This window comes from Amycolatopsis sp. GA6-003 (genome assembly GCF_046267895.1).
GTDB lineage: Bacteria > Actinomycetota > Actinomycetes > Mycobacteriales > Pseudonocardiaceae > Amycolatopsis.
The window spans coordinates 4,986,568-5,000,186 of the sequence record NZ_CP176499.1 but is presented as its reverse complement, the minus strand read 5'-3'; the positions used below and the strand labels follow the sequence as shown (position 1 = coordinate 5,000,186).

Below are 13,619 nucleotides of genomic sequence, written 5' to 3'. Positions count from 1 at the left end.
CCATGGCTGCCTTGCGCGGTGAACGGCTCGACGGGTCCGCGCTGGAAGCCGGCGCGGTGCGAGGCGAGGTTTTCGACCTCGAATGGCCGGAACCGCACCGGAAATGGATCGCGTCGGCCGAGGACACCTCGGCGGGCGGAAGTTATTGGCTGGGGCACCGGACGGACGCGGGCGACCGGGCAGTGCTCGTCGGGAGGACCGCGGACGATCTCGACGGCCCGCTCGGAAAGTTGATGAACATCGTCGAGCCGGTCGACACGATGCCGGATCGCGGCCGGGTCGGGGCGGCGGTGCGGCGGTACCTCGGGGAACAAGCCAAGCGGACGCAGGACTGGCCGCGAGTGCGGTGGACGGTGCGGGAGGCCGCGGTTGACGCGGCGGTCCTGCACTTCGCCGGGGCGTGGCTCGCGGTGAGCGAGCAAGCGCGGCTCGTCGCGATCGGGAGCGGGTTTTCCCCGGCGGGATTGCGGTTCACCGAAATCAGCGGCGAAGAGTACGGAGTGGACTTCACCGCACCGCTGACGGTCGCGCAGTTGCGTCGGTTGCCGGTGTGGCAGATGCCGCAGCCCGAGATAGCGCACGAGGACCTGCTGAGGTTCTGAGACACCTCCCGTTCACCTGCCCTGCTTAAGGTCGGCCGCATGTTGCGGGACGTGCGGGAGTACATCGATCGGCTCGAGATCGACGGGCATTCGGTCGGCGAGGATCACGATGACGATCCCGTGCTGATCGACGCGTTCGGCAAGGCGGTCGACACCTGGCGGGAGAACTATCCCTACGCCGAGCGGATGCCGCGCGAGGAGTACGACGAGACCAAGTATCTGCTGCAGGTCGAACTGCTCAAGCTGCAGAACTGGATCACCGAGACCGGCAGCCGGCACGTCATTCTGTTCGAGGGGCGGGACGCCGCGGGCAAGGGCGGGACCATCAAGCGGTTCATGGAACACCTCAACCCGCGCCACGCCCGGACGGTCGCGCTGGCCAAGCCCAGCGACCGGGAAGCGCATCAGTGGTATTTCCAGCGCTACGTCCAGCACCTGCCGACCGCCGGCGAAATGGTGTTGTTCGACCGGTCCTGGTACAACCGCGCCGGGGTCGAGCAGGTGATGGGGTTTTGCTCGCCGGAGCAGTACGAGCAGTTCATGCGCCAGGTGCCGCTGTTCGAGGAAATGCTGGTGGAGAGCGGGATCACGGTCACGAAGTTCTGGTTCTCGGTGACCCAGGCCGAACAGCGCACCCGGTTCATCATCCGGCAGGTCGACCCGGTGCGGCAGTGGAAACTGTCCCCCATGGACCTGCGGTCGCTCGGCAAATGGGACGACTACACCGCGGCCAAGGAGGCGATGTTCCTCCGCACGGACAACGATCTCGCGCCGTGGATCACGATCAAGAGCAACGACAAGAAACGCGCCCGGATCAACGCGATGCGCTATTTCCTGTCGCGCTTCGCTTACGAGGGCAAGGACGAAAAGATCGTCGGGCAACCGGATCCGCTGATCGTGAAGCGCGGGCGGGACGCGGTCGGCGACTGATCCTCCACAAAGGACGGTCAGCCCTCGAGGAACTCCAGCCGGTTGCCGACCGGATCGAAGGTGTGGAACCGCCGCCTACCCGGGATTTCCGCGGGATCGGCCCACGTCACCGACCGGCCGGAGGCTTCGATCGCGGCGGCGGCGGCGTCCACGTCGACCACGAACGCCGGGTGCGCCTTGCGTGCCGGACGGAAATCCGCCTCGACGCCGACGTGCAGTTCGCCGTCCGGGCCGCCGACGCCGGGCACCTGGAACCAGCAGCCGCCGCGGGCCGCCAGCAGGGGCGGTTTCGGCAGTTCGGGCCAGCCGAGCACCCCGGTGTAGAAGGCGCGTTCGTCGTCCTCGGCGCCCGCTGGGCAGGCGACCTGCACGTGATGAATCATGCCTCGAAACCTACGCCAGCTCGGCCGGTTCCGGCTCCGGGAAGGCGTAAAACCGCACGGCCAGATCACGCGCCTCCTCGGCCGGACCGGGTTTGCGGGCGGCGTAGCGGTGCACCAGTTCCAGGTACTCGGCTTCGAACTCCTTCAAGTCTTGGTAGCTCAGCCGCATCCCGGCGCGGCTCCCCGCGGTCCAGCCGTCGAAGGTGTCGCGGCGCTCGGCGGCCCAGGCCATCAAGCGCACCTCGTGGTCGTACTTCGCGTCCAGGTAGGCGGCCAGCTTCGGCCGGTCCTCCTCGGGGAAGTCCTCCGGCCTCGCCTCGTTGGTGCTCTGCGGGAGGGAGTGCCAGCGGCCGTCGCGGGTGCGGCGCGTGTATCCCGCGTGGGTCAGCGTCAGCAACGCGGCCGGGACGTCGATCGGGACCTGCGCGCGCAGTTCGGCCGAGGTGGCGGGCATCAGCCGCAGCAACCGCTGGTAGTTCGGGTTCGTGCGCACGGCGATGTCGCTCATGGTCAGCGGCCGCGGCCGCGCGTTCCCGGCGAGCAGCGCGCGGGCCCGCCACAGCAGGAACAGCGCGATCGGCACTTCCGCGACCAGCGCGGTGCCGAGGCTGGCCCACTGGTCGGGACCGCCCCAGTCGAGGACGACGTCGAACCAGGCGTCGCAGCACAGCAGCGCGGCGGTCGCGGCCAGCATCGGCACCGAGGCGCGGCTGCGGCGCATCCCGAGCAGCACCGACGCGGCGAAACACAGCAGCAGGACGATGTCGAACCCGACCCAGGCGACTCGCCACTGGCTCGTGTCGAAGTGCTCGGGCAGGGTCAGCCCGAGGTAGACGGTCCACGGCACCAGGAACACCGCGATCCCGGCGAGGAGGACGAGAAGCACGCGTCGGAACAACACTCGGCCGACGCTAGCCGCGCCGGCGCCGGGGAACATCCGGGATGATCCCGGAGATCGACCCCGAGACCCGGCCCAGAGTGTCTACTGTGGACGGTTGGTGGCGAGGGCCTGCCAGTGGTCGGCTTCGGCGGTCGCGCCGCGGGCGCGCAGCATCCGGGTCAGGCTCAGCATGCCCTGCACGTCGCCGGTTTCCGCGGCGATCCGGAAGCAGCGTTCGGCCTGGGCAAGGTCGCTGCGGGCTTCGGCGAGATGGCCCAGGTTGGTGAGCGCGGGAATGCTGCCGTGCTCGGCGGCCTTGCGGTACCAGGCCGCGGCCTCGCCGTCGTCGCGGCGATTGCGGGCGAGGACGCCGAGATTGGTCATCGCCGCCGCGTCGCCCGCCTCGGCTGCTTCGAGGTACCAGTTCTCCGCCTCTTCGAGGTCGCCCCGGCGATGCAGCAGCAGCCCCAGCCGCACCTTCGCCTCGACGTGCCCGCCCTTCGCGCCGCGCCGGAACCACCGCTCGGCGTCGCCTTCCCGGTTCGCCCGTTCCGCTTCCCGGCCCAGCAGGCAGGTCGCGGAGAGTTCGCCCGCGTCCACCGCGGCTCGCCACCAGTGCGCCATCTCGTCCGGCGCGCCGAGCTCGCGCAGTACCACGCCGAGGTCCAGCATCGCCGTCGCACTGCCCTCCTCCGCGGCGGCGCGGCACCAACCCTCGGCTTCGGCGTACCGGCCGTCTTCGACGAGGAGGTGGCCCAGCAGTCCGGCGGCTTCGGTCGCGCCGGCTTGGTACGCGGCGGCGTACCAATGCTCCGCGTCTCCGAGGCGACCTTGGTTTTCGCAGGTGCGGGCGTATCCGAGCATGCCGTGCGGTTCGCCGGCCTGTGCGGCTTCGTGGTACCAGCGGGCGGCTTCGTCGTCGGCGCCGCGTTCGGCCAGCAGGTGGGCCAGCGCGGTCATGGCGATCCGGTCCCCGCCGGAGGCGGCCCGGCGGTACCACTCCTCGGCTTCTGCCGACTCGCCGCGTTCGCGCAGGTCAGCGGCGACGCGCGTCATCGCGACGATGTTGCCGCCCTCCGCCGCCTTCCGGCGCAGGTAGTCATCGACGCGTGTGTTCCACTTCCGCAGCCGCCCGGGCATCTCGCACCCGCTCCTTTCCGGCTCCCCACTGAAGACAGTCGTTTCAAGCGGCGCGGACGTGACACCTTCGCGAGCGTTATCCACCCCCGCTGAACTGGGCTTTTTCGTTGGCAGCCCACAACTGGCCCAACGTGGTCCTTGCCACGGCCGCGGTGCTGCCGAGAGTGTCTGCGCGATTACCGGCCCGGTGACAGGCATACTCCGGCTCCCCGAACTCCCCGCCCGAGAGGATCACGCGCACCATGGCCCGGCCGTTCCCCACCAAGCGCACCGTGCTGCTCGCGGTCGTGCTGCTCATCGCTGTCGTCGGGTTTTGGTACGGCCAGCGCGAAGTCGGCGACTCCCAGTCCGAGGCGGCTCCGGCGTCCGCCGCGGACGCGACGAAGCAGCTGTCCGAGCTGAAGATCGGCGCGCGCGGCACCATGACCGGCTATTCCCGCGACAAGTTCAAGCACTGGGACAGCCAAGGCGACAACTGCGACACCCGCGAGGCCGTCCTCAAGCGCGCGGGCAAGGACGTCAAGACGGGCAGCGACTGCAAGCCGACGTCGGGCACCTGGCTGAGCGTGTACGACGGCCAGACCTGGACCAAGCCGACCCAGCTCGACATCGACCACATGGTCCCGCTCGGCCAGGCCTGGGTCAGCGGCGCGCGCGACTGGACGCAGGAGAAGCGCGAGCAGTTCGCGAACGACCTCACGCGCCCGCAGCTGTTCGCCGTGACGGCGAGCGTGAACCGGCAGAAGAGCGACAAGGCCCCGGACGAGTGGAAGCCGCCGCTGGTTTCGTTCTGGTGCACCTACGCGACCGACTGGGTCACGGTGAAGCACTACTACGGGCTGACGATCACCGATATGGAGAAGAACGCCCTGCAGGACATGCTGAAGCGCTGCCCAGCGTCGTGAGTGTTTATCCCGGTTCTAGCGGACTCTCATTTGACGACCTACCGTGGTGGTATGGGTCACGGTTACGAGGTTACTGCTGGTTGGGGCGGTCGGCAGCCGATCTTGGACTCGTACGCGCGGCTGTCCCGCAACCAAAAGGGGAAGCTGGAGAAGTGCGAGGTCCAGCACGCCGACAACCGCGAGACGATCGCGCGGTTGGGCGGCGTGCTGGGCGAGGAGATCTCCGACCCGAAGCTGTCCGCGTGGAATCCGAAGGTCCGCCGCAAGGGGTGGGAACGGATCATCAAGCGGATCGCGTCGCGGGCGTCAGATGGCGTGGTGTTGTGGAACACCGACCGGGGCTGGCGCCTGTCCTCGGATCTTGAGGACTTGTTCAAGCTGGTCGAGGGCTTCGACTCGGTCACGGTGGGGTCCTCGCACGGTCGTTATGACCTGTCGGATTACAACGACCGGTACCAGTTGCGGCAGGAGGTCGCGCACAACCAGCGCAACTCAGACGAAGCGTCGCAGCGGATCTCGCGGCGGTTCGACACGCTGCGCCGCAGGGGCGTCCCGCACTTGCAGGGCCGGTCGTTCGGGTTCCCCGGGCTGGACCGGACGGTGCCGAAGGAAGACGCGCTGGACGAGGACGGCAACGACACCCGCGAGCCGGTTCCGGCGGAGCTGGTGGAGCGGGAACGTGCCGCGTTGCGGTCCGGGACGCGCGCGCTCCTGGCGAAGGTGACGCAGGAAGCGGTGACCGAGGAATGGAACGCGGCCGGGCTGCGCACGGTTACCGGCGGGGTGTTCCGCCCGGTACAGGTCCGGGACGTGCTGCTGCGGCCGCGCAACGCGGGCCTGATCGAGCACGACGGGGAAATCGTCGGAAAGATGCCGGGGGAACCGATCGTAGACCCGCACGATTTCAAGCGGCTGCGAGCGTTGTTCGCTGGGCGCACCCGGGGGCGGCAGCCGGGCAATACGTATGTGGGGTCCGGGATCGCGACGTGCCCGAAGTGCGGCAAGAAGCTGTCCGCCCGGCCGCACGTCGGCGAATATCCGGACGGCGAGCGGCGGCGCCAGTACCACTGCCCGAAAGCCCGCGGGGGCTGCGGCAAGGTCGCGGCGGACATGCGCGCGGTGGACCGGGAATCCGCGCCCTGGTGATCGCGCGCTTGTCGGACAAGAACCACGCGGCGGCGATCAAGGCCGCGCGGGCGCTGGTCTCCGATCGGCTGGCCACGGTCGAGGCTGAGATCAGGGAGTGCGAGGAACGGCAGGAAGCGATCGCGGCAAAGTGGGGCGCGCGGCAGATGTCGGATAAGGCGTATGACAGGGCGAACGAGCCCCTGCTGAAGGATCTCGCGCGGTTGGAGGCGGAGCGGGAGGAGTTGACCGTCGGCAACCCGGAAGGCCCCACCGAGGCGATGAGCCAGGAGGAAGCCGCCGCGAAATGGGACACGGCCGATGTCGGCGAGCGACGCGCCATGCTCAGCGACGCGCTGGGCCGGGACACGCTCTGCGTCTATCCGTCCGCCCGCACGGGGTTCCGCACGTTCGATCCGAAACGCGTCCGCGTCGAGCCGTACAAGCCCAAGCGCGGCCGGGCCGATACCGCCCCGGTCCCGGCGGCTGACCGCGCTACCAGCGATGACAGGGGCAGCATGAGTACCAGCGACGAGAAAGGTCCTTCCATGGCGATAGTCAGTCCGGGCAGCGGACCGTTGCCGACCGCGCACGAAGACACTGCCGCCGCCAACCTGGACGCGTTCGTCGCGGACGTGCGCGCGCGGTGGGACTACACCCTGGTCGCGTCCCGCCGCCGCCCCGAGGCCGACCGCGACGACGGCCGGTACGTGTGGGATCTGGAATTCCGGCGCCCGAACGGGAAGCACCACACCTGTCAGGTGGCCATGTTCGGGGTCCCGCGCGACTACGCCGAAGGCGGCGACCCGCTCATGTTCCCGGAGCCGCGGTTGTACGTGGACGGCAGTTCGTGGGTGTGGGACTTCGCGGTGGGCAACGCGGCGGCGTATTTCGATCGCAACCTGGACGACGAGAACCACCCCGAGCACCTGGACCACGACACGTGGTCTCACAACCAGCCCCCGAGCGGCTCGGAAACGTAGCGACACGACCGCCCGCGCACCCGGCCCCGGCGCATGGACTTCCTGACAGGACAGGCCGGATCCACCGACTGTGGCTCACGAACCCAGCGCAGGTGGTGAGCCACGGTCAGTCGTGCCGTTGCAGATGTGGCCGATGGACTTCGAGCTGACTAGGTCGGCCGGCTGCGTCGGATTCCGCATTCGTTACCGCATGTCACTGATCGATCTGGCGAGGCGATTGGACAATATCAGCAACCATTGCAGCGATCACGCACGTACAGCGACTTCGAGCGTCCCAACTGGGACGCAGATCTGGTCGAATGCACACTGCTGTGGTGGAGCAGCCCATGATCGCCCAGTTCGGCAGGACGCCGCGAAAGCCGTAAAGCCCCGTTGTGACCGACGGTGCTGCCGTCAGAGTCGACGACAGATTACGACGGTTCGCGTAGCAAGACAGTAGCGCTCTGTTCGTTGCCCTCCCTTCCCTCGCGTCTGTTTGGGGGTTGAATGCGCGTGATTTCAAGCGTTCTTTTGAGAGAACGAAACATCGCGGACAGTTCGGTGTACCCACGGGGGCTGACGACAACTTGCCAGAGTTCAGCGCATGCCGCCGCTGCCGGCGGTTGGAAGCTTAGCTGGCCGCGTGCTTGCAGGACAGTTCTCGCTCGCCATTCCCCGTCTGGTCCTTTCCAGCCAAACATGGAACGTTCGTCTGGCGTCCAGCCAAGTTGCCGTCCAGCTTGGGGATGCAGCGCTAGCCAGTTCAAAATCGGCGCGTCGCTCCACTGTTCATCGCCATCCAGCACGAGAGTGCGACCGTCCCAATCCTGGGGTAATCCGTCCGGGTAGCGGTCCATGCACCTCCACTCGCGATGCCACGCATTTCCTTCGTGCTCTTCTGAGGGTCCACTCCCGTTCTGGGTGTAAAGCCGTCGCTCTTCTTCCGGCGTGCCCCATTCCAGACTGCACCATTGGCTCCGCTCGGCGAGTACGTACGGAGACGCAGTCGAGTACATGTCGATGTACGCGATGGCGGCATCGGCGGTTTCTTGGCACCAGGTGGCCACGGAGAAGGTGCGGGTGCCTTCGGGACGCCACGGGAGGGGTATCCATGCGTCGAGGGCGGATACCTCGATCTCCATGCTTTTCTCGGTGATGGCGCACAGTTGGTATGCCGGATATTTGCCATTGAGGAGTCCGGCGTCGAGCAGTTCCGCGAGAACATGTCCGAATGCGCGGCGGCCAACCATGTATGCCCAGGGACGGTAGGAGAGGCGCAGCCCGCGTTGTGCGAGTCGGCTGAAGTGTTCATGGTGGCCGCCGCGCGTCCATCGCTCGTCGTTCGATCGGGCGATCGTGGCGACACGATGCATGACCGCGACCGTGTCGAGGCTCGCCATGCGAGCGATCAACTTTGACGCTGTGTCGAATGGAGCGACGATTTGCTGGGGGTCGTTCAGGTCGAGATGGGGCACACCGTCGCTGTTCATTTCCGGCGGTACGCGTTCGGGCAAGGGCTGAAAAACAAGTTGGTAACTCCCAGGCAGCGGACGTGCTGGTGCGTGCGGGATGTCTTCCCCGTGTTGTCGCGCCAGGCGACGCGTGAGGTCCCGAATGATGGCATCCGGGCCTGTCCCCGCAGCACGGATGGCAGCAAACAACTGAGGAGACAGCGGACGCGGTTCGTCGATGCCGGGAGCGGTGATCATCGTCAGGAGGGCTGCTTCTGCATCCCAGCCGCCACGGCGGACAGCTTCGGTGAGGATGAGGTCCGTGATCGCGGGTTCGTGTTGCTCAATGCACTGGAGAACGTGTCGCGCGCCGAAATCGAGGGGACGGATCGGATGGCCGAGGTAGCCACAGAGCCAGCGTGTAAGCCCCTGCAGTGGCGATTCGTCCGTGGTGCGTGATGTCGCGATCGCGAGGTCGTCATCCCCATCGGGGATCAGGACATCGAGATGTCGATCGACCTCGGTCCATGCTGCAGCGACGATGTCCTTCCCCGCAACGAGTTCGATGATGCGACGCAGGCTTCGCGGCTCCAGTTGATCGGGCAGAGCGCCGGTTACGATCGAGTTCAGCAGATCGTGACGCGCTAGTGACACCAGCGCCGGGTGCCGGTCACGGAGAGCAGCGTCGAAAAGGGTGAGCCGGGTTCCTCGGTCGGTGTAGCGCAGCCACCCGTAGCCCGGCAGATGTGCAAGAGCGTTCGTGAGCACACCAACTGCGCGATCGGCTTCACCGGATCGGGCGGCGAGTGCGACGATGCCGCCAAGCGCGAGACCGTTGAGCTGGCGAAGCTCCGCGTGTTCCAGCAACGCGCGCGCGATTGAGGGAGGAACTGTTCCTGTCGCCGCTCGGGCGACAGCGTCGTTCCAATATTCGCGGCTACGCGGCGGTTGGTCTGCGGCACGCCGCAGCTGTGCCAGCAGTGCCCCGGGGTTTTCCGGCAGTGCGACAACTTCATGATCGTCGACATGCCGTACGTTGCTGGCAGCCTCTTCTGGTTCAGCGTCCTCGAGCTGGTTATCGGTCACCGACCAGACCCGAGCAGCGTCGGCGAGCATGATGCTTGGTTCGCTGTCGGGTCCAGTTCTACCGCGGATGGCGTCGGCTATCGCCTGAGTGGGCCAGCGCTTGACCGGGTACAGGACGCGCGCAGCGGCGGAGGCCGCGATGCTGGCCGGGATCCGATCGTCGCGGCAAGCGCCGAGCACGATTGCCTCGATGGCGTCGTCCTCCGAGAGCGCTTCGGCATCGCAGAGCTGGTCGGCAAGTCGGCAGGCCAGTGCGACGTCGTGCGGAAATGCGAGCTTGATGAGCCGTTCGGCAGCAGCGCCAGCGATGTGTTCACCAATCGAGGCCGCTGACTCCAGTCGTGAGGCGTAGCTGGAGATGGCTGCGGGCACGTCGTCAGCAGTGATCGAAGAACTGTCGATAGCCACCTCAAGCCAGTCGATCCAGTCAGCCAGTTGGTTATCCCCATCGCTGCTGACGAAGTGCGCCGACGCGCGCACCGCCCGCTGGATGGCCTGCCGTCCCATGGCGGGCTGCTCGGCCAGTGTCCAGGCTCGGGCTTGTGTGAGCCACATTAAGGTGCGGTCATGGGGATCGCTTTGGGTGGTGTCGATGTCGGCGTCGAGCCGCGAGAGCCAGTCGGTCGCCCAGATGCGAACGTCGCTCCCTGTTTCGAGCGCGGCAACCACCACGGCCTGCCGACGCGTAGCCGGCCAGAACCGCGCACGCTCAGGTGTTCTCCACGCGCGATCGAACTGCTCAAGGACACGAGGCAAGTCGTGGTCCTGCCCTCCCGCGGCGACTCGGACGAGCCGTTCGAAGCAACCGACAGCGGCTCTTGCGATGGCGTACCACCCAGCCCAGTCGCTGGTCTGCTCGCGTGGTACCTCGAGAACGCGAATGACCGTGTCAGCATAGGTGGCAATGATCGGTGGCGATCCTTGCCCCATGGCGGCCTTCAAACGGCCCGCTTCTAATTCGCCGAGAGCCTGCAATGCGCTGAGGAGCCGATTGTCGGCGACGTTGCGACGGCCTGTGACCAAGTCGGCAGCTGCCAAGACCGGGTCAGGACGAAGGGACCGTAGACGCAACAGACCGCCGATTGACCGGTACGGGTCGAGTCCTGCCTCGGACCCGACGGTGTCTGGCCACGCAGTGGTGGTTCCAGCGGGAACGAGTCCTTCGATCTGTGTCGTCGCGTCCGGGTCTTCGCGGATCAGGAGTTCGGCCGCCGCTACCCGCAGCTGCAACGGAATCGCGTGACGTTGCGCATGGGCTGAGGAGTCTTCGTCGTCTGATTCGGCAGTTGCGGAGGCGTCGATCGCCGCCAGTTCATGGAGCGAGTGGACAGCCGCTCGGCGTTCTCCGTCAGCGGCCGCGACTCGGGCTCGCACGAAACGGGCTCGGGCCCGCCACGCTGCCGAGGCTTCGTTGTCGATGACCTCGGTCAGTCTGTCCAGGACTTCGTTGTCTCGGACTTCCACCGCAAGGTCGAAGCAGCGCGCATGCACGAGATGGCGGCAGTCGATCGTGCTTATCGCCCGCTGATACTCGTCTTGCTCCTCACGATCGACGTCCCACAGTGACTTTCGAGCTGCGTCTGGCGGGAACGACTCGGTGGATGGACGCGGAAGTTGTCGGTCGAGCTGGGTGAGCACCGCGTCTAGACCAGACAAATACCACGTAGTCTCGGCCCAGTCGGCCGCCGCGTCAGCATCCACCTTAGAGGAGGCGGCGAGCGCGGCGAGGCCCCCACAGGCACGAACAATGCGCTCGGCGGCATCGATGCGTCCGGCTTCGGCGTACCGAGCGGCGTGGGCCAGAGCGGCGTCCGTTTTGAGACGCAGACGCCCTCCTGCGACGATGTGGTCATCTTCCAGCCCGGGTTCGACATGCGCGATCGCGTCTGCCAATGACTCGGGATCCAAGGCTAGCCCCCGCGCCAATAGTTCGTTGCGGAACAGCAAGATCCGCAAGAGCGCGGCGGAATCATCAGCTTCAACTGCGGCGCGCAGGGCAAGCAGCGCGTGGTCCGTCACTGTCGACAACGGTCGCAGGTCATCGGTCAGGGCTCCGCGAAGCCGTTGCGGCGTGGCTAGGACCAAGACCTGCTCGATGTCGCCAGCCAACAGGCGGTGAGCGAGTTCTTCATCCCTGTACAGTGGCCAGTCATCGTCGGCCGAGGCACAGAGGCCGGCAAGCCGGTCGTGGAGTGCACGATCACGGGATCGGTCTACACGTCCGGCGATCGTCGCGGTTTTCTCGGTGAGGAAGACACGGAAGCTGTTGTGGACAAAGTGCCATTCTGGGCCGGTACGGCGGAAGAAGGTCGCGGCACGTTCCGTGAACGCGGTCAGCGCCGAGGGCTGCGCCCAAGTCGCAAGCCAGTCCAGGTTGACGGGGACGCGCAAACGCGCGACGACGGCGAGTAACTCCAAGACGTCGGAGTCGTCCGCGACGGCGCGCAGGTAACCCTCGTAGCGCGCGCGGATATCCCCGCCGGTACTAGTCGCGGCGGTGAGGATGGTGTCGGCAAGGTCTCGGCGGGCGTCGGCGCTCTTATCTGCCAGAGCGGTGAGGTCTTGGATGAGATAGGTCAATGCCAGAGGGTGGCCTTCGCTAGCCGTAACCAACTTGTTGGCCTGGCCTGGGGTCAACCAGTCAGAGAGCCCGGCTGCGTCGCCGATCTGGGTGACTTCGTGGTCTGACAGCGGGGGCAGAGGCACGACGCGATTGTCGGTTTCGAGGGTCGCTTGAATGGGCGGCGGCAAGATCGTTGTGGTCTGTGTCCCGAGGACGACGAACACGCCATCCGGAAGTGCTGCGGGAGCTGGCAGTTCGTCGAGCAACGACCGGGTGGGGTTCTGCTCGCGAGCGATGTGATCGAGCCCGTCGATGATGATAAAGGTGGGTCGATGCTGTTCGATCCACTGTTTTCGGGCTTGGTCGAGTTGGTCCTGAAGGACAGCGTGCTGGGAGCTGAGGTTGTTGCCGACGCCAGGCCGGTACAACCCGGTTTCCTCTAAGGCCAGGCAGATGTCGTGCAGGAAGCTTTCGGCCTCACCCCTGCTGCTCAGTGGGTCAGGTGAGTCGGGGACGAATGCGTAGTAGCGCACGACGCGGCCGCGCAAGGCGAGGCTCGCCAAGAGCGTCGACTTGCCCGACCCCGCTGGGCCGACGAGAGCCGTGTAGCCGCCTGGCAGAACATTGAGCCTCTGCTGCAACTGAGTAAGTGCGGCGTCGTTGGCGACGTACGCTTTTGGAACTGGGAACCGGTGTGGGTGACGGTATCGCTGGCGGTTTTGCCATCCCAGCCGTTCAAGTAGCTGGTCACGGCTCAGTTCTGTGGGCCGGGCGGGGTCACGGACGATCTCCATGAGGGTATGCGCCAAGTGCTGGGCGTCGCGGCCTGCCGAGTCGTGGCCTGCTCGCAACAGTGGGTCGACCGGGTGGAGACCGAATTTGAGGTCGAGATCGCGCAGGAATGCGACGAACTCATCGTCGGCGAGGCCGCAACAGGTGCGTAAAGCAGTCCATACCGGTTCCCACTGCGTGACCTCGGGACGGGTCGCCAGCTCATCCCAGCGAGTTCCGTTGGCGGTGATCAGGTGACGAACTGGATCGAATGACCGGGCCAGGAACGTGGCAAGGCTGCGTGGCGCTGGCGCGCTCGACTGCCCGATGGATGTGGTGCTCTTCGCTGGGCTCGTGGACGGGGTGTTGTTAGTGCACAGGCAGACGACTAGCGGCCCGGCTGTCACGTTCCGTAGTTTCTGCCAAGCGTCCGCGAGATCGCGAAGCAGAGCGGGCTCGTCCTTCGTGCCGCTGGCCAGCTGGGCCCAGGTGTACGTACCCGGGTATTGGGACCACTTCACCTGCAGGGCGTAATGCGTACCGCCCGCGCCGAACTGAAGGTCGTCCGCAACGCCGGCTTCAGGATCGCCAAGTCGTATCCACTCAAGCGTAGGCAACTTCGTCAGCACCACTCGCGCAGCGAGTTCGTACTGGGCACCGAAGCCGACAACCGCCCTTACTTCGCCTTCGCTGGGTCTCACCGTGCCATCCCGCCTTGATTGTGGAGCGACCACGATACCGGCGTGCGCCGTCCGGTATCGGACGCTCCACCCGCCGGGGCGAGAATTGCAGGGCGTCCGATTGCGGAACCCGTGTGATCA

At 66.6% G+C, this 13,619-nt stretch carries 9 protein-coding genes; 5 read left to right on the top strand and 4 right to left on the bottom strand.

The features are described 5' to 3' along the window. The first annotated feature begins 2 nt into the window (after positions 1-2). Both F9C12_RS22355 and ppk2 read left to right on the top strand, forming a co-directional pair. Complete coding sequence (locus F9C12_RS22355) at positions 3-602, top strand: hypothetical protein (RefSeq protein ID WP_409461743.1); 600 nt, start codon at positions 3-5, stop codon at positions 600-602. A gap of 39 nt (positions 603-641) precedes the next feature. Further along, the gene (gene ppk2 / locus F9C12_RS22350) at positions 642-1,532 is read left to right on the top strand and encodes a polyphosphate kinase 2 (protein WP_409461742.1); all 891 of its coding nucleotides are present in this window, start codon (positions 642-644) and stop codon (positions 1,530-1,532) included. A 17-nt stretch (positions 1,533-1,549) separates the two neighbouring features. On the opposite strand, the gene F9C12_RS22345 is transcribed toward ppk2, so the two are convergent. The 3 genes from F9C12_RS22345 to F9C12_RS22335 form a co-directional block, all read right to left on the bottom strand. Next, positions 1,550-1,915, bottom strand: coding sequence for a glyoxalase (locus tag F9C12_RS22345; RefSeq protein ID WP_409461741.1), 366 nt, complete (start codon positions 1,913-1,915; stop codon positions 1,550-1,552). 10 nt (positions 1,916-1,925) lie between these two features. After that, on the bottom strand, positions 1,926-2,816 hold the full coding sequence (locus tag F9C12_RS22340; protein WP_409461740.1) for a hypothetical protein: 891 nt from the start codon (positions 2,814-2,816) through the stop codon (positions 1,926-1,928). A gap of 81 nt (positions 2,817-2,897) precedes the next feature. Next, on the bottom strand, positions 2,898-3,935 hold the full coding sequence (locus F9C12_RS22335; protein ID WP_409461739.1) for a tetratricopeptide repeat protein: 1,038 nt from the start codon (positions 3,933-3,935) through the stop codon (positions 2,898-2,900). Between the two features lie 242 nt (positions 3,936-4,177). On the opposite strand from F9C12_RS22335, the gene F9C12_RS22330 reads away from it, so the two are divergent. From F9C12_RS22330 to F9C12_RS22320, 3 genes are read left to right on the top strand one after another with little or no spacing between them, the layout of a single operon-like run. After that, positions 4,178-4,840 (top strand): HNH endonuclease family protein, encoded by a 663-nt coding sequence (locus F9C12_RS22330; RefSeq protein WP_409183799.1) that lies wholly within the window; start codon positions 4,178-4,180, stop codon positions 4,838-4,840. Between the two features lie 51 nt (positions 4,841-4,891). Beyond that, entirely contained in the window at positions 4,892-5,986 is a 1,095-nt protein-coding gene (locus tag F9C12_RS22325; RefSeq protein ID WP_409461738.1) for a recombinase family protein, read from the top strand. Further along, positions 5,983-6,948, top strand: a complete 966-nt coding sequence (locus F9C12_RS22320; protein WP_409461737.1) for an ABC transporter C-terminal domain-containing protein — start codon at positions 5,983-5,985, stop codon at positions 6,946-6,948. Before F9C12_RS22325 ends, F9C12_RS22320 begins: the two co-directional genes overlap by 4 nt. Positions 6,949-7,358: 410 nt before the next feature. On the opposite strand, the gene F9C12_RS22315 is transcribed toward F9C12_RS22320, so the two are convergent. After that, on the bottom strand, positions 7,359-13,499 hold the full coding sequence (locus F9C12_RS22315; RefSeq protein WP_409461736.1) for an NACHT domain-containing protein: 6,141 nt from the start codon (positions 13,497-13,499) through the stop codon (positions 7,359-7,361). Positions 13,500-13,619: the final 120 nt, after the last annotated feature.